At 74.6% G+C, this 20,534-nt stretch carries 20 protein-coding genes; 12 read left to right on the forward strand and 8 right to left on the reverse strand.

Annotation, left to right across the window (positions count from 1 at the left end; genetic code table 11):
• Positions 1-46 precede the first annotated feature (46 nt).
• Genes V5D56_RS06920 through V5D56_RS06930 form a run of 3 tightly spaced genes read right to left on the reverse strand, consistent with a single transcriptional unit; the run spans position 47 to position 3,820 of the window.
• Positions 47-1,111 carry a MaoC family dehydratase gene (locus V5D56_RS06920; protein WP_435738312.1) on the reverse strand — a complete coding sequence of 355 codons (1,065 nt, stop codon included), beginning with the start codon at positions 1,109-1,111 and terminating at the stop codon, positions 47-49.
• Positions 1,108-2,472, reverse strand: a complete 1,365-nt coding sequence (locus V5D56_RS06925) for a 3-oxoacyl-ACP reductase (RefSeq protein WP_435738313.1) — start codon at positions 2,470-2,472, stop codon at positions 1,108-1,110. The genes V5D56_RS06920 and V5D56_RS06925 overlap by 4 nt, the downstream gene beginning before the upstream one ends.
• A gap of 28 nt (positions 2,473-2,500) precedes the next feature.
• Positions 2,501-3,820, reverse strand: coding sequence for an acetyl-CoA C-acetyltransferase (locus V5D56_RS06930; RefSeq protein WP_435738970.1), 1,320 nt, complete (start codon positions 3,818-3,820; stop codon positions 2,501-2,503).
• Between the two features lie 298 nt (positions 3,821-4,118).
• Between V5D56_RS06930 and V5D56_RS06935 the strand changes: the two genes are divergently transcribed.
• A complete protein-coding gene (locus V5D56_RS06935) occupies positions 4,119-4,901 on the forward strand; it encodes a TetR family transcriptional regulator (RefSeq protein ID WP_435738314.1) in 783 nt (260 codons plus the stop codon).
• The gene (locus tag V5D56_RS06940; protein ID WP_435738315.1) at positions 4,898-7,030 is read left to right on the forward strand and encodes an acyl-CoA dehydrogenase family protein; all 2,133 of its coding nucleotides are present in this window, start codon (positions 4,898-4,900) and stop codon (positions 7,028-7,030) included. Before V5D56_RS06935 ends, V5D56_RS06940 begins: the two co-directional genes overlap by 4 nt.
• A gap of 252 nt (positions 7,031-7,282) precedes the next feature.
• Here V5D56_RS06940 and V5D56_RS06945 read toward each other — a convergent pair whose 3' ends face one another.
• The 5 genes from V5D56_RS06945 to V5D56_RS06965 all read right to left on the reverse strand — a co-directional run bounded on the left by V5D56_RS06945 (position 7,283) and on the right by V5D56_RS06965 (position 11,928).
• Complete coding sequence (locus V5D56_RS06945; RefSeq protein ID WP_435738316.1) at positions 7,283-8,242, reverse strand: DUF2599 domain-containing protein; 960 nt, start codon at positions 8,240-8,242, stop codon at positions 7,283-7,285.
• A 13-nt stretch (positions 8,243-8,255) separates the two neighbouring features.
• Positions 8,256-8,711, reverse strand: coding sequence for an NUDIX hydrolase (locus V5D56_RS06950; protein ID WP_435738317.1), 456 nt, complete (start codon positions 8,709-8,711; stop codon positions 8,256-8,258).
• A 25-nt stretch (positions 8,712-8,736) separates the two neighbouring features.
• A complete protein-coding gene (locus tag V5D56_RS06955) occupies positions 8,737-9,132 on the reverse strand; it encodes a YrdB family protein (protein WP_435738318.1) in 396 nt (131 codons plus the stop codon).
• Between the two features lie 34 nt (positions 9,133-9,166).
• Positions 9,167-10,633 (reverse strand): APC family permease, encoded by a 1,467-nt coding sequence (locus tag V5D56_RS06960; protein ID WP_435738319.1) that lies wholly within the window; start codon positions 10,631-10,633, stop codon positions 9,167-9,169.
• Between the two features lie 146 nt (positions 10,634-10,779).
• Positions 10,780-11,928: an EamA family transporter gene (locus V5D56_RS06965; RefSeq protein ID WP_435738320.1), complete on the reverse strand. Its 1,149-nt coding sequence runs from the start codon at positions 11,926-11,928 to the stop codon at positions 10,780-10,782.
• A gap of 88 nt (positions 11,929-12,016) precedes the next feature.
• On the opposite strand from V5D56_RS06965, the gene V5D56_RS06970 reads away from it, so the two are divergent.
• The 10 genes from V5D56_RS06970 to V5D56_RS07015 all read left to right on the forward strand — a co-directional run bounded on the left by V5D56_RS06970 (position 12,017) and on the right by V5D56_RS07015 (position 20,533).
• Positions 12,017-12,913, forward strand: a complete 897-nt coding sequence (locus tag V5D56_RS06970; protein ID WP_435738321.1) for a LysR family transcriptional regulator — start codon at positions 12,017-12,019, stop codon at positions 12,911-12,913.
• Positions 12,914-13,060: 147 nt separating this feature from the next.
• Entirely contained in the window at positions 13,061-13,618 is a 558-nt protein-coding gene (locus V5D56_RS06975; RefSeq protein ID WP_435738322.1) for a hypothetical protein, read from the forward strand.
• A gap of 151 nt (positions 13,619-13,769) precedes the next feature.
• A complete protein-coding gene (locus V5D56_RS06980) occupies positions 13,770-14,486 on the forward strand; it encodes an SDR family oxidoreductase (protein ID WP_435738323.1) in 717 nt (238 codons plus the stop codon).
• Positions 14,487-14,496: 10 nt separating this feature from the next.
• On the forward strand, positions 14,497-15,129 hold the full coding sequence (locus V5D56_RS06985; protein ID WP_435738324.1) for a TetR/AcrR family transcriptional regulator: 633 nt from the start codon (positions 14,497-14,499) through the stop codon (positions 15,127-15,129).
• The gene (locus tag V5D56_RS06990; protein WP_435738325.1) at positions 15,126-16,109 is read left to right on the forward strand and encodes an NADPH:quinone oxidoreductase family protein; all 984 of its coding nucleotides are present in this window, start codon (positions 15,126-15,128) and stop codon (positions 16,107-16,109) included. Before V5D56_RS06985 ends, V5D56_RS06990 begins: the two co-directional genes overlap by 4 nt.
• A 53-nt stretch (positions 16,110-16,162) precedes the next feature.
• Complete coding sequence (locus V5D56_RS06995) at positions 16,163-16,897, forward strand: SDR family NAD(P)-dependent oxidoreductase (protein WP_435738326.1); 735 nt, start codon at positions 16,163-16,165, stop codon at positions 16,895-16,897.
• Between the two features lie 123 nt (positions 16,898-17,020).
• Positions 17,021-17,767, forward strand: a complete 747-nt coding sequence (locus V5D56_RS07000; protein ID WP_435738327.1) for an ABC transporter ATP-binding protein — start codon at positions 17,021-17,023, stop codon at positions 17,765-17,767.
• Positions 17,764-18,477: an ABC transporter ATP-binding protein gene (locus V5D56_RS07005; protein ID WP_435738328.1), complete on the forward strand. Its 714-nt coding sequence runs from the start codon at positions 17,764-17,766 to the stop codon at positions 18,475-18,477. Before V5D56_RS07000 ends, V5D56_RS07005 begins: the two co-directional genes overlap by 4 nt.
• Positions 18,478-18,488: 11 nt before the next feature.
• Positions 18,489-19,355, forward strand: a complete 867-nt coding sequence (locus V5D56_RS07010; RefSeq protein ID WP_435738329.1) for a branched-chain amino acid ABC transporter permease — start codon at positions 18,489-18,491, stop codon at positions 19,353-19,355.
• Positions 19,352-20,533, forward strand: coding sequence for an ABC transporter permease subunit (locus tag V5D56_RS07015; RefSeq protein ID WP_435738330.1), 1,182 nt, complete (start codon positions 19,352-19,354; stop codon positions 20,531-20,533). The genes V5D56_RS07010 and V5D56_RS07015 overlap by 4 nt, the downstream gene beginning before the upstream one ends.
• Position 20,534 lies beyond the last annotated feature (1 nt).

Below are 20,534 nucleotides of genomic sequence, written 5' to 3' on the forward strand. Positions count from 1 at the left end.
CCGGCGCTCCGGGCCGGCGACCTCGGAGGTCGCCGACCCGAGCCCGTCAGGCGCGCGGGGCGACCGACCCGGACAGGTGCAGCCGGCCCGCGCGGTCCCACGCCAGGTAGGTGAGGCCGGCGCCAGGGTCGCCCGCGCCGTCGGGCACGGCGGGCGCGACCTGGTCGAGAGTGCCTCGGAGCGCGGCCGGGACGCCCTGCGTCGGGCGGACGGCGACGTCGACCGTGCTCGGCAGGAGGACCGGCTTCGCGAACGTGACGGTCCAGTCGTACGTGTCGCCGCGCGTCGGGCCCGCCGCAGCGAGGGCACGCGCAGCGGTGTACATGCCGTGCGCGATCGCTCGCGGGAACCCGAACGCCTTCGCGCCGAGGGCGGAGGTGTGGATCGGGTTGCGGTCCCCGGACACCGCGGCGTAGGCGCGCCCCGTCCCTGGCCCGAGCGACCAGCGCGCGGTGGGGAGCGGGGGCTCGAACGTGTCGGCCTCGGAGGCCACCGGAGCGTCCTCGGAGGCCGACAGGTCGGGGTGACGCACGCCCTTCGCCAGGTAGGTCGACACGCCGCGGTACGCGAGCGTCGTCGCGGCCAGCCCGGAGCCCGCCGCGCGCTCCGCGTCGGTGCGCTCGACCGAGATCTCCGTGACGAGGTCGACCTGGACACCTCGTCGGTGCGGGCGCAGGTCGCGCGCCCACGCGCGGACCTCGAGCGAGTCACCGAGGCGCACCGGACGCACCACGGACACCGAGTTCGCGAGGTGCACCATGCCGAGGAGCGGCAGCGGGAAGTCACCGCGCACCATGAGAGCCGTCGCCAGCGGGAAGCCGAGCACGTGCAGGTACCCGGCAGGCAGCACGTCCGACGGCGCCTCGCCCACGACGTCGGCGTACCGCGCGAGGTGCTCGGCGCTGCCGACCGCGCCGGGCTCGGCGTCGTCGCCGGTCGGGACGCCGGCGACGCGGTGCACGACGTCCGGGAGGGTCAGGTCGCCCGGCGCTCGGCCCAGGCGGTCCGCGGCGGCCAGCCGAGCCGACGCCGCGACGCCCCGCGCGTAGAGACCGCCGAGACCGGGGACCGCGGCCAGCGTCTCGACCCGCTCCGGCTGCGCGGCGGTCACCGGCCCACCAGGCTCTGCCCGCACACGCGCAGCACCTGCCCGTTCACGCCCGCCGCTCCGGGGGAGGCGAGGAACGCGATCGCCTCTGCGACGTCCACCGGCTGGCCGCCCTGCTGCAGCGACGACACGCGGCGCGCGACCTCGCGCGTGACGAACGGGATCGACGCCGTCATCTCCGTCTCGATGAAACCCGGCGCGACGGCGTTCGCGGTGCCCCCAGGACCGGCCGGCCCGCCGAGCAGCCGTGCGAAAGCCCGCGTGTGACCGATGACGCCCGCCTTGGAGAACGCGTAGTTCGCCTGGCCGCGGTTGCCCGCGATGCCGCTCGTGGACGCCAGCGAGACGATGCGCGGCTCACCCGAGAACCCGTTGGCGCCGAGCAGGTACTCCGTGATGCGCAGCTGCGCGGCGAGGTTCACCGCGATCACGGCGTCCCACTTGTCGGCGGACATGTTGGCGAGCAGCTTGTCGCGCAGGATGCCGGCGTTGTGGACGAGGACGTCGAGCCCGCCGTGGCGCGCCCGGGCGTGCTCGAGGATGCGTGCGCCGGCGTCGTCGGCGGTGACGTCGAGCTGGAGCGCCGTCCCCCCGATCTCGTTCGCGACCTTCGCGAGCGACTCGCCCGCCGCCGGGACGTCCACGACCACGACCTTCGCGCCGTCGCGCGCGAGCGTGCGGGCGACCTGCGCGCCGATGCCGCGGGCCGCGCCCGTGACGACGGCGACCTTGCCCGCGAGCGGTGCGTCCGTGCTGCCGGGTACGGCCGACGAGCCGGCGCCGACGCGCAGGACCTGGCCGTCGACGAACGCGGACTTCGCCGAGAGGAAGAACTGCAGGGTCGCGAGGGCGCTCGCGCTGTCGACCGGGACGTCGTCGACGAGCTGGATGCCGTTGCCGGTCGCGCCGTAGCGCAGCTCCTTGGCGACGGAGCGCAGGAAGCCCTCGACGCCCTCGCGGGTCGCGGCGAGCTCGGGGGAGTCGCCGTCGGCCGGGGCGCGGGAGATCGTCACGACGCGCCCGTTCGGCGCGAGGCGGCGCAGGCTCGCGGACAGCGCCATGACGGTGCCGGAGACGTCCTGCGGCTGCTCGGCCTGCGTGAGCACCACGACGATCGCGCCCCAGCGGGTCTGGTCGTCGGCGTTCTGTCGGACGTCGAGGGCGTGCGTGTCGAGCAGGGCGGTGGCGACGCGGTCGGCGTCGTCGTGGACGCCGGGCGTGCCGCCGAGCACGAGGACAGGCCCGACGGTCAGCGGGTCGCCCGCCCGGAAGCGGCGCAGCACGGCGGGGCGAGGCAGCCCGAGCTTCTTGGCGAGGGTCTTGGTGAAGCCGGAGTTGACGGCCTGGACGTAGGAGTCGGTCACGGGGTGGTCCTCTCGGTCGTCGGGGCGGTCACGCGGTGGCGGGGACGGACTCGAGGATCGCGGCGACGCCGAGACCACCGGCCGCGCACACGGAGATCAGCGCGCGGGCGGGCCGGCCCGTCTCGGCGGCCTTCACCGCGAGGAGCTTGGCCGCCGTCGCGACGATGCGCCCGCCCGTCGCGGCGAACGGGTGACCTGCGGCGAGCGACGAGCCGTTGACGTTGAGGCGGGACCGGTCGATCGAGCCGAGCGGCCCGTCGAGGCCGAGCTCGGTGCGGCAGTACTCGTCGTCCTCCCAGGCCTTGAGCGTCGCGAGGACCGTCGACGCGAACGCCTCGTGGATCTCGTAGAGGTCGAAGTCGGCGAGCGTGAGGCCGTTGCGCGCGAGCAGGCGCGGGACGGCGTGCGCGGGCGCCATGAGCAGTCCCTCGTGGCCGTGCACGAAGTCGACGGCCGCGGTCTCGGCGTCGACGACGCGCGCGAGCAGCGGCAGGTCGCGCTCGGCGGCCCACTCGCGCGAGCCGAGGAGCACGGTCGAGGCGCCGTCCGTGAGCGGCGTGGAGTTGCCCGCGGTCATCGTCGGCTCGGCGCCGTCCGGAGAGCCGGCGAGCCGCTTGCCGTAGACCGGCTTGAGCGCCGCGAGCTTCTCGAGCGAGGAGTCGGCGCGGAGGTTCTGGTCGCGCACCAGGCCGCGGAACGGCGTGACGAGGTCGTCGAAGAACCCGGCGTCCCACGCCGCGGCGAGGTGCTCGTGCGAGGCGAGCGCGAGCTCGTCCTGCGCCTCGCGCGTGATGCCCCAGCGCGCCGTCGTGATCGCCTGGTGCTCGCCCATCGACAGGCCGGTGCGCGGCTCGTCGGTGGCGGGCGTGAGCGGCGCGAGGTCGGACGGGCGGACCTTCGCGAACGCCTTCACGCGCGCCTGGAAGGTCTTGGCGTGCGACGCGTCGAGGAGCGCCCGGCGCAGGCCCTCGCTCACGGCGATGGGGGCGTCGGACACGGTGTCGCTGCCGCCCGCGATCCCGGACTCGACCTGGCCGAGCCGGATCTTGTTCGCGACGGCGATCGTCGCCTCGAGCCCGGTCGCGCACGCCTGCTGGAGGTCGTACGCAGGGGTCTGCGGCGAGAGCGCCGAACCCAGCACGGACTCGCGCACGAGGTTGAAGTCGCGCGAGTGCTTGAGCACCGCGCCGCCGACGACCTCGCCGATGCGTTCGCCCTGCAGGCCGAAGCGCGCCACGAGCCCGTCCAGGGCTGCGGTGAACATCTCCTGGTTGCTCGCGCGGGAGTACTTGCCGCCCGCGCGGGCGAACGGGATCCGGTTGCCGCCGATCACGTAGGCGTCGCGCAGGCCGGGGGTCTCGCGACCGGGTCCACCGCCTGCCCCGAGCTCGGTGCCCGCCTGCGTCGTCGACCTGGTCGCCGGTGTCTTCCTGGTGGCCACTGCGTCTCACTTCCTCGTCCGCACTCGCTGCGCTGCGTTGGTCGGTGTCCAAGACCTACAGTACCTGATACTGTCAGTATCGTGAGTCGGGTCACAGGATCCGCCCTGCCCCTCGAAGGGCGGGGACGACTCGCGAAGGGCTCGCGACGACCCATCGCGGCCCATCACGACCCATGACGACGCAGACGTCGCGACGGAGGACAGCGTGAACACAAGCGTGGGCGGCATCGGCACCGCCGCCGGGACCCGCGGACGGGGCCAGCCCGGCCCGTCGACCGACGGGCGTTCCACCCGCTGGGACGAGCACCGGGCCGCGCGCCGCGCCGAGCTCATCCGGGCTGCCAGCAAGGCCGTGCACCGCGGCGGGCCGGGCGTCTCCATGGACGAGATCGCCGCCGCGTCCGGCACGTCGAAGTCGATCATCTACCGCTACTTCGACGACAAGACGGGCCTCCAGGTCGCCCTGGGCGCGGCCGTCGTCGGGCAGATGCACGACGCGCTCACCCAGGCGGCCGAGGCCGCGGAGACCCCGCGGCGCGCGCTGCGCGCGATGGTCGGCGTCTACCTCGAGATGATCGAGAGCTCGCCCAACGTCTACTACTTCGTGACGCGCACGAGCGCCGTCGCCGGGACGGAGGAGGCGGCGGCCGCCGCGCTCGCCGCCGGGCAGGGCGGCACCGGGCCGCAGGCCCCGCTCGCCGCGTTCCTCGACTCCGTCATCGAGCTCGTCGCGGAACCGTTCGCGCGCGTCACCGACGTCCCGCCCGCCGACGCCGCGGCGTGGGCGGCGGGCGCCGTCGGCTTCGTCCGCGGCGCGGGCGAGTGGTGGCTCGCGCACCGCGACCGCCCCGGCACCCCCGACCGTGAGCAGCTCACCGAGCGCGTCGCCGCCTGGCTGTGGGCCGGTCCGGTCGGCGTCCTCTCCCAGAACCCCGGCGGTACGCACCGCCCGACGACGTCGTCCTCAGCACCCAAGGAGTCCCGATGACCGCCACGTCCGACCGTCCCGCCCTCAGCCCCGTGGACGGCTCCCTCACGACCGGCAGCGACGCGCGTGTCGACGTGCCGGGGCTCGAGCGGCTCCTCCTCGGCCGCTGGGCCGAGCTGCGCGCCGCGGCGCGCGCGACCGCGGGCGAGCCCGCGTTCTGGCGCGTCGAGGGCCAGAGCAAGGAGGTGCACCGCGAGCACGTGCTCGAGCAGATGCGCCTCCTCGTCGACAAGAAGCAGGTGTGGCGCGGGTACCCGGAGCGCCTCGGCGGCGCCGACGACCCGGGCGGCAACCTCGCCGGGTTCGAGGAGCTCGTGGCCGCGGACCCGTCGCTGCAGATCAAGGCGGGCGTCCAGTGGGGCCTGTTCGGCTCGGCGATCCTCCACCTCGGGACGCCCGAGCAGCAGGACCGGCTCCTGCCGGGCGCGATGGACCTGTCGGTCCCCGGCGCGTTCGCGATGACGGAGACGGGCCACGGGTCCGACGTCGCGAGCATCGGGACGACCGCGACCTACGACCCCGAGACGCAGGAGTTCGTCGTCCACACCCCGTTCCGCGGGGCGTGGAAGGACTACCTCGGCAACGCGGCGGTCCACGCGACGGCTGCGGTCGTCTTCGCGCAGCTCATCACGAAGAACGTCGACCACGGCGTGCACGCGTTCTACGTGCCGATCCGGGACCCGCAGGGCGAGCGCGACGAGCTCGGCCGCCTGCCGTTCCTGCCGGGCGTCGGGGGCGAGGACGACGGCCAGAAGGGCGGACTCAACGGCATCGACAACGGCCGCCTGCACTTCGACCACGTCCGTATCCCGCGTGCCGACCTGCTCGCGCGGTACGGCTCGGTCGACGCCGACGGCACGTACTCGAGCCCCATCGACAGCCCCGGGCGCCGCTTCTTCACGATGCTCGGCTCGCTCGTGCAGGGCCGCGTGTCGCTCGACGGCGCGGCCGTCTCCGCGGCCAAGCTCGGCCTCGCGATCGCCGTGCGGTACGCGAACGAGCGCCGTCAGTTCACGGGCGGGTCCGCGACGGACGAGGTCGTGCTCCTCGACTACGGCACGCACAAGCGCCGCTTGATCGTCCCGATCGCCGAGGCGTACGCCGGGCACTTCGCGCACGACCGCCTGCTCGACCTCTTCCACTCCGTGTTCTCCGGCGAGGAGGACACCCCGGAGCAGCGCGAGGACCTCGAGACGACGGCCGCCGCGCTCAAGGCGACGAGCACCCGGTTCGCACTCGACACGCTGCAGGAGACGCGCGAGGCGTGCGGCGGCGCGGGCTTCCTCACCGAGAACCGCATCACGAGCCTGCACGCCGACCTCGACGTCTACGCGACGTTCGAGGGCGACAACACGGTGCTCCTCCAGCTCGTCGCCAAGCGCCTGCTCGCGGACTACGGCAAGCAGTTCAAGGGCATCACCCCGGGCCAGATGGCGCGCGTCGTCGTCGAGCGGGCCGGCGACATGGCGCTGCACCGCACGCCGCTCAAGCGCGCGGCGCAGGCGCTCGCTGACGTCGGCGACCCGCGCCGGGCCGCGGGCCACCTGCGCGACGCCGAGACGCAGCGCGCGCTCCTCAGCGACCGCGTCGAGACGATGGTCGCCGAGGTCGCCCAGGCGCTGCGCCCCGCCCAGAAGGCGGACGCGGAGACCGCGGCGAACCTCTTCAACGCGCACCAGGTCGAGCTCGTCGAGGCCGCGCGAGCGCACGCCGAGCTGCTGCGCTGGGAGGCGTTCACGCAGGCGCTCGCGACGATCGAGGACGAGGGCACGCGCGAGGTGCTCACGACGGTGCGCGACCTGTACGGGCTCAGCCTCGTCGAGCGTCACCTCGCGTGGTACCTGCTCAACGGCCGCCTCTCGACGCAGCGCGCGCGCACCGTCACGAGCTACCTCGACCGCCTCGTCGACCGGCTGCGCCCGCACGCGCAGGACCTGGTCGACGCGTGGGGCTACGGCCCCGAGCACCTGCGCGCGAAGATCGCGTCGGGCGCGGAGAAGGAGCGGCAGGACGAGGCGCACGACTACTACCGGCGCCTGCGCGCGAGCGGTGACCAGCCGCTCAGCGAGAAGTCGCTGCGCAAGGCCGAGAAGGCCGTGAAGGGTTCGTCGGTGGCCACCCGCCACTGACGCCGCGCCACCGGGCACCGCGTCGACCCGGACGCGGGCGCCCGGCGCGCCCCCACGCCTCGACCAGCACGGCGGAGCGGTACCGCCGGTCGAGGTCTCGGCCCGGGCGTCGTGACGACCACCAGCCGTCGCGACGCCCGAGCCGTCTTTCTGGGCCGATCACGACCTGACGGTCGTTCTGCGGCGCATCGCGGCCCTCAGGTCGTGCTCGACGGCGCGCGAGGGCGTTCTCGGCGACGGTGTCGCAGGAGGTCAGCTCGGGTTGCAGCGGGCCGCGACCACCGCGACGAGCCCGACGTCGGGCCGCCAGGGCTCGAGGTTCCACGTCGCCTTGTCCGGCGCGCCCAGCGCGTGACAGACGAGCTGGTCGTGCATGCCGGGCGTGTCCGCCTCGGGCTCGGCGGCGACGAGCGCCGCCCACAGGACGTCCTGCGCCGCCGTGCCCCCGGCTCGCGCCCAGCCGGTCGGGTCGACGGCGAGCGACCGTCCGCCCTCGCGCTCGCCCCAGCTCGTGGTCCGCAGGGCGTCGGTGCCGAGCGTCGTCGTCACGGTGACGGCCGGGGTGTTCGCGAGTCCTCCCGTGGCCTCGCGACCGGTGGTGCCCGACGACGTCGCGTCCACCGCGTCGACCGTCACCTCGACCCGGGTCGGGTCGGTCACGACGAGCCGGGCGCGCGGTGTCGTCCCGGGGTCGTCGAGGCCGTCCCCGGTTCCTGGCGCCGGCTCCGCCGGTGTGGCGGTCGGCCGGGCCAGCCCGCCGACGGGCGTGCCCGCGGCGTCGAGGACCGTGACCGTCCCGTCGGCGTTCGCGGCGAACGTCCCGGGCGTCGCGAGCACGAGCACCGCGGGCTCGGGGCCGACCGTGAGGGTCAGCGTCGTGGCCCCGTCGTCGTCCGTGCCGACCCGGACGGCCCCCGCACCGTCGTCCGCGCCCGGTCCGGGCGGCTCCGTGGTCAGCGGGACCTCGACGTCCACGACCACGTCGCCCGAGGTGGCGCGGGCCGTGTCGACCGACGAGGACGGCCGCTCCTGCGGGGTCGTGGCGTCGACGTCGACGTCGGCGTCGACGTCGGGCGCGGAGGTGCCGGCCTGCGTCGTCGCGCTGGTCGGGTCGGACGGGGCGCCCGCCGTGCACGCGCTCGTCGCGCCGACGGTGAGGATCGCGGCGAGGAGGACGGCCGCGCGTCGGACACTGCCCGACCAGCGGGTCATGCGGCGCCCGGTGTCATGACGGCCGCGGAACGGGTGCTGTGGGGACGAGCCCGGCCCACCGCCGGGCGAGGTCGACGAGCCCGACCCGGTCGAGCGCGTCGACCTCGTCGGCGGTGAACCAGCGGGCGTCGTCGGTGCTCCCGTCCTGCTCGACGGCGAGCTCGCCGCCGACGACGTGCGCGCGGTACACGATCCGGATGCCCTGCATCGCGTGGTCCCGGTCCTCGGGCCGCAGCCGCTCGGAGGCACCCACGACGATGCTGTCGACGCCCAGCAGGCCGTCGAGCTCGACGTCGTACCCCGTCTCCTCGCGCACCTCTCGCACGGCCGCGTCCTCGGGGTGCTCACCGGGGTCGATCCCCCCGCCGGGCAGGGTCCAGCCGTCGCGACCCCCCTCGGTCCAGTGCGGCAGGAGGAGCCGCCCGTCGTCGCGGACGACCACGGCATAGGCGGCGACGCGGATCCTCATGGGCACCATCCTGCCCCGCGCGGGCTCAGTGGTCCCGGGTGAGGGCGAACGCCGTCGTGCCGACGAGGGCGAGGCCCACGCCCCACCAGACGAGCCCTGCCGCGGCGACGACGAGACCGGACGCGACGAAGACCGCGATCTGGGCGTCGAGCCTCCACGGCTGGGACAGCCGACGCGCGGCGCGCGGCGCGAGCCAGCGGCCCCACACGGCGATCGCCGCCGCGGGGAGGGCGAGCGCGAGGAGTACGCCGAGCAGCACGGGGAGCGGTGCCGCGAGACCGGTCGAGGTCCCGAGGCGCCACCCGGCGACGACGAGCAGGACGACCAGCGCGAGCTCGCAGAGGAACGCGAGGACGTCGGTGGGACCGACGTGCTGCGCGCGAGGAGCGCCGGAGGCCGCATCGTCCGTTCGTCGAACCATGTCGCGAACGATAGGCGGTCCCGGGCGTGCCGACTCACTTCTCCTCGACGTCGTCCTCCAGCCGGGAGACGTCGGAGAACTGGATCTGGCGGTGCCGCACAGCGCGGTTGTAGAGCCAGGTGACGAACGAGAGCACGACCCCGAGCGCCACGAGGGCGCCGGCGATGACGTACTGCTCCTGCTGTTCGGCGCTGCGCGCCCACGGGCCGGCGAGGTAGCCGCACGTCAGGGCACCGAGGATCGCGAGGGGTGTGCGCGTGCGGAAGTGCTCGTGGTCGACGGGCTTGCGCCGCAGCACGAGCAGCGCGACGTTGACGATCGTGAAGACCACGAGGAGCAGCAGCGACGTCGTTCCGCCGAGCAGTGCGATCGCGTTCGCCCCGCCCTCCGTCGCGGACTGGCGCACGACGTAGGTGATCAGCGCGAACGCGATGGCCGTCGTCACGAGGATCGACACCCACGGCGTGCGGCGGAAGGGGTGGACCTGCCCGAACGCGCGCGGCAGCACCCCCTGGTTCGCCATCCCGTAGAGCAGCCGCGAGGCCATGAGCATGTTGATGAGCGCCGAGTTCGCGACGGCGAACATGCCGATGAACGGGAAGATCGTGTCGAACGGCAGGTTCGGCGCGCCGGCCGCGACGACCTGGGTGAGTGCCGACCCCTTGGCCTCGTCCACGAGGTCGCCGACGGGGACGAGCGCGACCGCGGTGATCGCGACGAGGACGTAGATGACGCCCGTGATCGACAGGCCCGTGAGCATCATGCGGGGGAAGTCGCGCACGGGGTTCTTGCACTCCTCGGCCATGTTCACCGAGTCCTCGAACCCGACCATCGCGAAGAACGCGAGCGTCGTCGCGGCGGTCACGGCGAGGAAGACGCTCTTGTCGTCGGCGCTCTCGAACACGACGACGCGTGAGAAGTCCGCGCGGCCCTGCGTCGTCGCCCACAGCCCGACGAAGATCACGAGGAGCAGGCCGGACAGCTCGACGAGCGACAGCACGACGTTCGTCCGCACGCTCTCCGCGACCCCGCGGAAGTTCACGAGCGCGACGAGCGCCATGAAGCCGAGCGCTATCCACAGGCGACCCGCACCACCCGTCTCCAGCCCCAGCCCGAAGCCGTCCGAGACGAACCCGGCGAACGCGTTGGACGCCGTCGACGCCGAGGTGATGCCCGAGCTCATGACCATGAACGCCACGACGAACGTGAGCAGGTGGATGCCGAACGCCTTGTGCGTGTAGAGCGCGGCGCCGGCGGCGCTCGGGTACTTCGTGACGAGCTCGAGGTAGGAGAACGCGGTGATCGTCGCGACGGCGAACGCGAGGAGGAACGGCAGCCACGCCGCCCCGCCGACCTCGCCCGCGACCTGGCCCGTCAGGGCGTAGACACCCGTGCCGAGGATGTCGCCGACGATGAACAGCAGCAACAGCTTGGGCCCCATGACGCGCCGCAGCTCCGGCTGCTCCTGGCTCGCCTCCGTCTGCCCTGCGGTCTGGCTCATGAGAGGCTCCCTCGCGTCTCCGACATCCCGGACCTCCATCAGACCGCGCGGAGAGCCGGTTGTCAGCGCGAACGGTGCGTGTCGCGCCGCCGGGAGTGTCGCTGCGAGCGTCGACGCGAGGTGCCGAACCCCGGGTCGTGCGGCGATCAGGCCCCGGATCGGTGCGCAACCCGGGGTTCGGCGGCCGGGGTGGGCTCGGGGACCGGGGTGCTCTCGACGGGCGCGGCGAGCGCGGCGGGCCGACGGCGGCGCAGCACGCCGGTCGTGACGGCGACACCGAGCAGCAGCACGACGCCGCCCGTCGCCTCCGCGGCGTTCGGCACCTCGTCGAGGACGAGCCAGGCCGCGAGCATCCCGACGACGGGGACGAGCATCGTGAACGGCACGACCGCGGACGCCGGGTAGCGCGCGAGCAGCCCGTTCCAGATCCCGTACCCGACGAGGCTCGCGAGCCACGCGGTGTACGCGGTGGACAGCACCGGGGCGAGCGTCAGGTGGGTCAGCGCGTGCCCGACGGCGTCCGGCCCGTCGGTCCACAGCGCCAGCCCGAGCAGGGGGACCGGTACGACGAGCGCCGACCACACCGTCATGGACAGGCCGTCGAGGCTCGAGGAGGTCCGGTGGTCGGGTCGGGCGGTGGGGTCGGGTCCGGCGGTGGGGGAGACGTCGGTGCTCGGGCGGGCCGCGCCGTCGCCCTCGTTCCTCGGCTGTCCCTTCGCGAGCGCGGCTTCTACGCCCTTCGCATCCGACGTCGCCCCCACCGCCTCTGCCGTCGGCTCGCCCGTGCGCAGGTGGGAACGGCTGCCAGACCGGCGCTGGACGACGTTGCCGATCGCCCAGGACGCTGCGGCGGCGAGCGTGACGACGAACGCGAGCGCCGGCGTCGACGCGCTGCGGCCCAGCCCGACGACGACGAGGCCGGCCGCGCCGACCACGACGCCGACGAGCTGCCAGCGGGTCGGGACCTCGCGCAGCGCGAGCGCGGCGAACAGGACCGTGAGCCCGACCTGCGCCTGGAGGACGAGGGACGCCAGCCCCGGCGGCATGCCCAGCGCGAGGGCGGTGTAGAGCAGGCCGAACTGGCCGAGGCTCATGAAGAGCCCGACGAGCAGGACGTCGCGCCAGCGGGCGGAGGGTCGGGGGACGAGGAAGATCGCCGGCACGAGCACCGCCACGAAGCGCATGGCGACGAACAGCGTGGGCGGCAGGTCGCCGAGACCGAGGTCGATGACGACGAAGTTCGCTCCCCAGATGACGGCGACGAGGACCGCGAGGAGGGACGGGCGCAGGGGCATGGGGCCAGCCTGACCGGTCCCTCCGTGCACGTCCAGCGCACAGATCTGACGCATTCCCGGTAGCAGTGCTGCACGGTAGCGTGAGGGCATGATCGATCTCGCCGCCGTGGACGCCCTCGTCGCCGTCGAGCGCACGGGGACCGTGCACGCCGCGGCCCGGGATCTCGGCTACACGCCGTCGGCGGTGTCGCAGCAGGTCAAGCGGCTCGAGCGCGAGCTCGGCGTCCGGCTGCTCGACCGCGAGGGCCGCGGGGTCGTGCTCACGTCCGCGGGCCGGCGTGTCGTCGACGAGGGGCGCGTCCTGCGCGAGCAGGTCGAGGCGCTGCGCTCCCGCCTGCACGACGCCGGGGCGCGGCCCACCGGGACCGTGCGGCTCGGGACCTTCTCGACGGCGGTGCGCGGCGTCGTCGCGCCGCTCGCCGCGGCGGTGCGCGCGGACGAGCCCGACCTGCGGCTCGTCGTGCAGGAGGCCGAGCCGTGGGAGGCGGTCGCCGCGGTCGCCGCCGGGACGCTCGACCTCGCCCTCGTGCACCACTGGGAGGGCGTCGGGATCTCGCTCCCGCCCAGCCTGCGCAGCGAGGAGCTGTTCCGCGACGAGGCGGACGTCCTCGTGCACCGCACGAGCCCGCTCGCTGGCCGCGAGGCCCTCACGCCCGCCGACCTCCTCGACGAGACGTGGGTCTGCACCCCGGACGGGACCATCTGCTACGAGTGGTTCTGCCACATGTTCGCGCGCGAGCCGCGCGTGCCGCGGATCGACTACCGGTGCCTGGAGTTCGCGTCGCAGGTCGAGCTCGTCGCGCACGGGCTCGCGGTGGCGCTCGTCCCGCGGCTCGGTCGGGGACCGCTGCCGTCCGGCGTCGTCGCGGTCCCCGTGCGTGAGCCCGTCCCGACGCGCCCGGTGAGCGTCGCCTGGCGCGCGACGATGACCGACGCGCCCGCGGTGCGGTACCTGCGGGAGCGGCTGCGCGCCGTCGTGCCCTGAGGTGCTGCTGCCGAACCCCGGGTTGCGCGTCCTTCCGGGGTCGGATCGCGGCGTAACCCAGGGTTCGGCGAGTGACCTGGCCACGAGGAACCCGGCGTCGGCGCGAGCCGTTGCCCAGACGTGAGCACGCCGACGAGACGGGGACCGATGACGCACGACGAACCGACCACACGACGAGCCGTCGACCCGACGACCGTGGCGATCGCGGGGTCCACGACCCTCGCCTGGTACGCCGTCCCCGACGTGGTGCGGCCCCGCTGGGCGCGCGCCCTGCTCAAGACCGCGGTCGGCACCGCGGGCGCGGTCCTCACCGTGACGTCCACGGCCGACGGTCGCGAGGCGCGGCAGGCGGTGCGGTCTCTCCGCGACGCGGCGTCGGGTCTCGGCAAGACGTCGGCCGCTGCGGACGACGACGCCGCGCGGCCGGGTGCCGCGGAGCGCGAGGACAACGCGTACCGGCCCGACGACACCCGCCCGCCCTTCCCCGTGCCGTCCGCGGTGCTCGCGCTGGGCGCGGTCGGCGGCGTGGCCGCGAGCGTGGCCCTCGTCGTGGCAGGGGAGAAGTGGGTGTACCGACGCGGTGAGGGCCTCCGGGCGCGCGGCCTCCGGTGGCCGCACACGCGCGTCGGGATCGTGATGGGCGGCGTCGCCGTCGCGCTCGCGGTGGCGGAACCCTTCCTGTGGCCGTCGTCGTCGACGGAGTGATCCGTCGCGGGTGAGCCGGTCGACCCGGGCGTCCGAGGGTGCTAGTGTCTCGCGACATACCGAACGGTCGGTCTGGCCGTTCGTCGGCGAGGTGGCCGTGAGGGCCGGGAGGGCGGAGCCCGTGCGCAGGTTCGAGGGCAGGGTCGCGGTCGTGACCGGGGCGAGCCGCGGCATCGGGCGGGCGATCGTCGAGCGGCTCGTCGCCGAGGGCGCTCGCGTCGTCGCGACGGCGCGCAAGCCCGAGGCGCTCGCGGAGCTCGTCGAGCAGCTGGGCGAGGACAACGTCCTGACGGTCGTGGGCAAGGCCGACGACCCGGCGCACCGCGCGGAGGCGCTCGCCGCGACGGTCGACCGCTTCGGCCGCATCGACCACCTCGTCAACAACGCGGGCGTCAACCCCGTGTACGGTCCGGCGCTCGAGATCGAGCCCGACGCGATCCGCAAGATCCTCGAGGTCAACGTCGTGGCCGCGCTCGAGTGGACGCGCGACGCCGTCGCGGCCGGACTGGGCGCGGGTGGGTCGGTCGTGTGCACGTCCTCGGTGTCGGGCCTCGCCGCGAGCCCCGGCATCGCGTTCTACGGCGTCTCCAAGGCGGCGCTCGTCAACCTCGTGCAGCAGCTCGCGATCGAGCTCGCGCCGGGGGTGCGGGTCAACGCGGTCGCTCCGGCGATCGTGCGGACGCGGCTCGCGCGCGCCCTCTACGAGGGGCGCGAGGAGGAGGTCGTCGCGCGGTACCCGCTCGGTCGCCTGGGCGAGCCGGCGGACGTCGCCGGGCCGGTCGCGTTCCTCCTGTCCGACGACGCCGCGTGGATCACCGGCCAGACCCTGACGATCGACGGCGGCAGCAGCGTCCGCCCGATCGGGTGAGGATGGGCGCATGAGGCAGACACCCGTCGTCGACGACATCATGCGGGCAGCGCTGGAGCTGTTCGCCACGCAGGGCTTCGCCAACACCTCGGTCCGCCAGGTCGTGGAGGCCGCCGGCGTGACCAAGGGCGCGATGTACCACTACTTCGAGTCCAAGGACGACCTCCTCTTCGCGATCTACGAGCGGATCCTGTCGCTCCAGACGTCGCACCTCGAGGAGATCATCGGGCGCGGCGAGCCGACGGCGCAGACGCTGCGCGCCGTGTGCGTCGACGTCATCGAGACGTCGATCGACTTCCTGGCCGAGGGCACGGTGTTCTTCCGCAGCGCGCACATGCTGTCCGCGCCGCGCCAGCAGGAGGTGACCCAGCGCCGTCGGGCCTATCACGACACCTTCTCGGGGCTCATCGAGCGCGGGCAGCGCGAGGGCCTGTATCGGACCGACGTCCCGGTCGGCGTGCTGGTCGCGCACTTCTTCTCGGACGTGCACTACCTGTCCCACTGGTACTCGCCGACGGGGCCGGAGTCCAAGGTGCAGGTCGCGGAGCAGCTCACCGACATGTTCCTCGTCGCGCTCTCCGCGGAGAGCGCGGGCCGGAGCGTCCTGCCCGGGACCACGACGACGACAGGGGTCGGCGGATGAGCGTGCAGGCGTGGCAGGTCACGAGCCTCGGGGAGCCGCGCGACGCGCTGCGGGTCGTCGAGGTGCCGGAGCCCGAGCCCGGGCCGGGGGAGGTCGCGGTCCGCGTGCGCGCCGTGGCGGTGAACTTCCCGGACGTGCTGCTCGCGCGCGGCGAGTACCAGGTGCGGCCCGAGGTCCCGTTCACGCCCGGCATCGAGCTGTGCGGGGACGTCGTCGCGGTGGGTGCCGGAGTCACCCGCGTGCGGGTGGGGGAGCGCGTCGTCGGCTCGCGGATCGGCGTGCTGGCGCAGGTCGCGGTGCTCGCGGAGACGGAGGTGTTCGCGGCGCCCGAGGTGCTGGACGACGCCGAGGCCGCCGCCCTGATGATCGCCTACCAGACCTCCTGGTTCGCGCTGCACCGCCGTGCCGCCGTGCAGCCGGGCGAGACGGTGCTCGTGCACGCGGCGGCCGGGGGCGTCGGGACCGCGACCGTGCAGCTCGCGGTCGCCGCGGGCGCCCGCGTGGTCGGGGTGGTGGGCGGCGAGGCGAAGGCGCAGGTCGCGCGCGACGCCGGCGCCCACGTCGTGCTCGACCGCACGCGCGACGACCTCGTCGCCGCCGTCAAGGAGGCCACCGACGGGCGCGGGGCGGACGTCGTCGTCGACCCCGTGGGCGGCGACGCCTTCGACGCCTCCGTGCGGTGCGTCGCGTTCGAGGGCCGGATCGTGGTCGTCGGGTTCGCCGGCGGACGCATCCAGAGAGTGCGCCCCGAGCACGCGCTCGTGAAGAACTACGGCGTCCTCGGCCTGCACTGGGGCCTGTACGCGCGCGAGCGGCCCGACCTCGTCGCGCAGGTCCACGACGAGCTCTCGCGGCTCGTCGCGGACGGGTCCGTGCGGCCCGTCGTCGGCGACGTCGTGCCGTTCGAGGACGCCGCCGACGCCGTCCAGCGTCTCGCGGACGGCGCGACGACGGGGCGGCTCGTCGTGCGCGTCCGCTGACGCCGGCCGCCTCCCGCAGCACCGCTCGCCCGTCACCGATCGAAGGAGCAGTCATGGCCCGGCTCGACGGCAAGGTCGCGCTCGTCAGCGGAGGAGCCCGTGGGCTCGGCGCGGCGTACGTGCGCGCGCTGCACGCGGAGGGGGCGTGCGTCGTCGTCGCCGACCTCCTCGAGGAGGAGGCGCGGGCGCTCGCGGACGAGCTCGGCTCCCGCGCTCTCGGGGTTCGGCTCGACGTCACCGACGAGGAGAGCTGGACCGCGGCGGTCGACGCGAGCGTCGCAGCGTTCGGCGCGCTGAACGTGCTCGTCAACAACGCGGGCATCGCCAATGCCGGTCGGATCGAGCGGTACGGGCGGGAGAAGTGGGACGCCGTCATCGCCGTGAATCTCACGGGCACGTACCTGGGCGTCCGGGCGGTCCTGCCCGCGCTCCGCGCCGCCGGCGGCGGGTCGATCGTCAACGTGTCCTCGGTCGAGGGCATGCGCGGCAGCCCGGGTCTGCACGGCTACGTCGCGTCGAAGTTCGGCGTGCGCGGGCTCACCAAGTCGCTCGCCGTCGAGCTCGGGCCGGAGAACATCCGCGTCAACTCCGTCCATCCGGGATTCGTGCTCACGGCGATGACCGAGCGGCTCGACCCCGAGTCACCGCACATCCCGCTCGGCCGCCCGGCGCTCCCGGAGGATGTCGCGGGCGCCGTCGTCTTCCTCGCGAGCGACGAGTCGTCGTACACCACGGGCACCGAGCTCGTCGTCGACGGCGGCATGATCGCGGGCATCCCGCACTCCTGACCGTCCGGTGCGCCGTGGGCGTGCCGGAGGGGTCCGAGACCACCGAGAATCGTTGCCGAATCGACATACCGGCCGGTCGGTCTCTGTTGTACCGTTCAGAGGAACCGACACGAAGAGGTGCCGATGTCCACCACCGCTGCTCCCCCCGCGACGCTGGTCCCGCGGCTCGCCGTGCACGGTCTGACCGTGCGCTTCGGCGGGCTCACCGCGCTCACCGACGTCTCCCTGCACGTCGACGACGGCGAGGTCGTCGGGCTCATCGGCCCGAACGGGGCCGGCAAGACGACGCTGTTCAACGCCGTGTGCGGGCTGGTCGCGCCGACCGAGGGCACGGTCGCCGTCGCCGGCGGGCGGGAAGGCCGGGCACCGCGTCCGGACCACCTTGTCCGCCACGGCGTGGCCCGGACGCTCCAGGGTCTCGGCCTGTTCGCCGGTCTGACGGTCCTGGAGAACGTCGTGGCGGCCTGCCCCGACCGGCGGGGTGGCGCCGACCGCGCGTTGGCCGAGCTCGACGGGCTCGGGATCGGGCACCTCGCCGCCGCCCGCCCCTCGGCCCTGCCGTACCCCGACCAGAAGAAGGTCGCGCTCGCGCGGGCCCTCGTGTCGCGGCCGGGCCTCCTGCTGCTCGACGAGCCCGCCGGTGGTCTCGGCGCCGCGGACATCGACGAGCTCGCCGGGCTCGTGCGCCGCGTGGCGCGCAGCGGGTGCGCGGTGCTGCTCGTCGAGCACCACGTCGACTTCGTCATGGAGGTGTGCGACCGCGTCGTCGTGCTCGACTTCGGCCGCGTCATCGCGTGCGGGACGCCCGCCGAGGTGCGTGACGACCCCGCCGTCGAGGAGGCCTATCTCGGCACGGAGGTCGACCGGTGACCGCCGCGCTGGAGATCGACGGCCTCACCGTCGGCTACGGCGGTGCCCCCGTGCTGCGCGACGTCCACCTCGAGGTCCCGACCGCCCGGATCGTCGCGCTCGTCGGGGCGAACGGCGCCGGCAAGACGACCCTCCTGCGCACCGCCTCGGGTCTCGTCCCGCCGACGGCCGGCACCGTCCGCCTCGACGGCGCCGACCTCGCGGACCTCTCCGTCGAGGACCGCTCGCGCCGGGGTCTGGCGCACGTGCCCGAGGGGCGCGGCGTCGTCGTCGAGCTGACGGTCGAGGAGAACCTGCGGCTGGGGGCCCTGTGGCGCACCCCGGCGGACCGGCGCGCGGCGATCGCCGACGCCTACGAGCTCTTCGAGCCGCTCGCGCGCCGCCGCACGAGCGCGGGGCACCAGCTCTCCGGCGGCGAGCGCCAGATGCTCGCGCTCGCCCGCGCGCTCGTCGCCGCCCCGCGCGTCCTGCTGCTCGACGAGCCGTCGCTGGGCCTCGCGCCCCGCGTCGTCGCCCAGATCATGGCCGTCCTGCGGCGCCTGTGCGACACGACGGGACTCACCGTGCTGCTCGCCGAGCAGAACGTCGCGAGCGCCCTGTCCGTCGCCGACCACGGCGTCGTGCTGGGGCTCGGCGAGGTCGTCGCGAGCCGCCCGGCGACCGAGCTCCTGCACGACACCACCCTCCGCCACGCCTACCTGGGGTTCTGATGGACCGACTCGTGTTCCTCCTTGGCACCGGCCTCGCCCGCGGCGCCGTGCTCGCGCTCTTCGCGCTCTCGCTCGTGCTCGTCTGGCGCGCCGCCCGCGTCGTGAACTTCGCGCAGGGCGCCATGGCCGTGACCGCGACCTACGTCGCGTACGTGGTGACCCGCACGACGGGGAGCTTCGTCGTCGGGCTCGTCGCCGCGCTCGTCGCGGGCGCCGCGCTCGGCTGGGCGGTCGAGCGCGGCCTCATGCGCCGCGTCGCGGGCAGCTCGCCGCTCGCCGGGGTGATCGTCGCGATCGGGCTCGTGATGATCCTCCAGTCCGCGCTCGGGATCCTCGTGGGCGGCCGGACCCTGCCCGTCGAGGCGCCGTTCGACGAGCGGCCGATCAGCGTCGGTGGCGTCCCGCTGCTGTCGCCGTACGACCTGTTCGTCCTCGTGGTCGCGCTCGTCGTCATGGCCGGGCTCGGCCTGCTGTTCACCCGCACGCGGCTCGGCCTGCAGATGCGGGCGGCGGCGTTCGCGCCCGAGGTGTCGCGCATGCTCGGCATCAGGGTGTCGCGGCTGCTCACGCTCGGGTGGGCGCTGTCGTCGGCCGTGGCCGCGCTCGCGGCGATCCTGCTCGTGCCCACGGAGCTGGGCCTGACGCCGCACGCGACCGACATGCTCTTCGTCCTCGGCTTCACCGTCGCGGTGGTCGGCGGGCTCGACTCGCCGGTGGGCGCGCTCGTCGGCGGGATCGGGGTGGGCGTGCTCATCAGTCTCGTCACCGGGTACCTCGGCGCGAGCGTGGCGCCCCTCGCCGTCCTCGTGCTCCTCGTCGTCGTGCTGCTCGTGCGGCCCCAGGGCCTGCTCGCGGTGGGGGAGGCGAGGCGCGCATGAGCCGCCTCACCGGTGCTCGCCGCACGCTGGTGCTCGCCGCGGTCGCCACCCCGGCGGTCCTCGTCGCCGTCCTCTTCCTCGACCCGTTCCGCAGCTACCAGGTCGCGCTCGTCGCCGTGTACCTGTGCGCGACGGCGGGGCTCACCCTCGTCGTCGGGCTCGCCGGGCAGGTGTCCCTCGGGCACGCCGCCCTCATGGCGGCGGGCGGCTACGGGTACGCGCTCACCGCGAACGCGCTGACCGAGGCGGGGGTCGAGGGCGTGGCCCGGGTGGTGCCGTCGCTGCTCGCGGGCGCAGTCGTCGCCGGGGCGCTCGGGCTGCTGCTCGGTCTCGCGGGCGCCCGCCTGCACGGCCCGTACCTCGCCGGGCTCACGCTCGCGCTCGTCCTCGCCCTGCCCGCCCTCGCGACGACGTGGAGCACGGTGCTGGGCGGTGACCAGGGCGTCCAGGTCGCGTTCGACGGCGTCCCGGAACCGTTGCAGGGACTCCTCGCGATCGAGCAGTGGCAGGCGTGGGTCGCGGTCGTCGTGGCCGCCGTCGTCGTGACGGGTCTCGCGCTGCTGCGCGACGGCCGCCTCGGCCTGCGCATCCGGGCCGTGCGGGACGACGCCGTCGCCGCGCGCCTCGCCGGCATCCCCGCCGGCCGGGTCATGGTCGCGACGTTCACCGCGAGCGCCGTCGGCGCCGGGCTCGGCGGGGCGGTCCTGTGCTTCGTCACGCAGTCCGTCGCGCCGGGGGGCTACGGCCTGTCGCTGTCGCTCCTGCTCCTCGTCGCGGTCGTCCTGGGCGGCCTCGGCAGCCTGCGCGGCGCCGTGGTCGGCGCCGTCCTGCTCGTCCTCGTGCCGTGGCTCGCCGGCCTCCTCGCCGACGCGCTGCCCGTCCCGGGGGACCTGGCCCAGCGGCTCGACGGCAACCTCGCCGTCCTGCTGTTCGGCGTCCTGCTCGTCGTCGTCATGATCGCCGCCCCCGGCGGCCTCACCGGCGCCCTGCAGTCCCGGTCGAGATCCCGGTCCGCGTCCCGGACCGGGGCCCGCCCCGGGTCCCGGTCGACGGCCTCGCGCCACCCCGCGCCGTCGGGTGCTGGCGCCGGTCCTGCCGCCGCGACCGCCGTCGAGACGTCCGATGCGCCGTCCGCCGTGCCGTCCGATGTACCGCTCCACGCCGACACAGAGAGGTGAC

It is taken from the genome of Cellulosimicrobium sp. PMB13, from assembly GCF_051294865.1.
Taxonomy (GTDB): Bacteria; Actinomycetota; Actinomycetes; order Actinomycetales; family Cellulomonadaceae; genus Cellulosimicrobium.

Bases quoted from the DNA above. Each gene is read 5' to 3' on its own strand.
- V5D56_RS06940 (WP_435738315.1), top strand. From the start codon at position 4,898: ATGACCGCCACGTCCGACCGTCCCGCCCTCAGCCCCGTGGACGGCTCC.
- V5D56_RS06945 (WP_435738316.1), bottom strand. From the start codon at position 8,242: ATGACCCGCTGGTCGGGCAGTGTCCGACGCGCGGCCGTCCTCCTCGCC.
- V5D56_RS06950 (WP_435738317.1), bottom strand. From the start codon at position 8,711: ATGAGGATCCGCGTCGCCGCCTATGCCGTGGTCGTCCGCGACGACGGG.
- V5D56_RS06955 (WP_435738318.1), bottom strand. From the start codon at position 9,132: ATGGTTCGACGAACGGACGATGCGGCCTCCGGCGCTCCTCGCGCGCAG.
- V5D56_RS06960 (WP_435738319.1), bottom strand. From the start codon at position 10,633: ATGAGCCAGACCGCAGGGCAGACGGAGGCGAGCCAGGAGCAGCCGGAG.
- V5D56_RS06965 (WP_435738320.1), bottom strand. From the start codon at position 11,928: ATGCCCCTGCGCCCGTCCCTCCTCGCGGTCCTCGTCGCCGTCATCTGG.
- V5D56_RS06970 (WP_435738321.1), top strand. From the start codon at position 12,017: ATGATCGATCTCGCCGCCGTGGACGCCCTCGTCGCCGTCGAGCGCACG.
- V5D56_RS06975 (WP_435738322.1), top strand. From the start codon at position 13,061: ATGACGCACGACGAACCGACCACACGACGAGCCGTCGACCCGACGACC.
- V5D56_RS06985 (WP_435738324.1), top strand. From the start codon at position 14,497: ATGAGGCAGACACCCGTCGTCGACGACATCATGCGGGCAGCGCTGGAG.
- V5D56_RS06990 (WP_435738325.1), top strand. From the start codon at position 15,126: ATGAGCGTGCAGGCGTGGCAGGTCACGAGCCTCGGGGAGCCGCGCGAC.
- V5D56_RS06995 (WP_435738326.1), top strand. From the start codon at position 16,163: ATGGCCCGGCTCGACGGCAAGGTCGCGCTCGTCAGCGGAGGAGCCCGT.
- V5D56_RS07000 (WP_435738327.1), top strand. From the start codon at position 17,021: ATGTCCACCACCGCTGCTCCCCCCGCGACGCTGGTCCCGCGGCTCGCC.
- V5D56_RS07015 (WP_435738330.1), top strand. From the start codon at position 19,352: ATGAGCCGCCTCACCGGTGCTCGCCGCACGCTGGTGCTCGCCGCGGTC.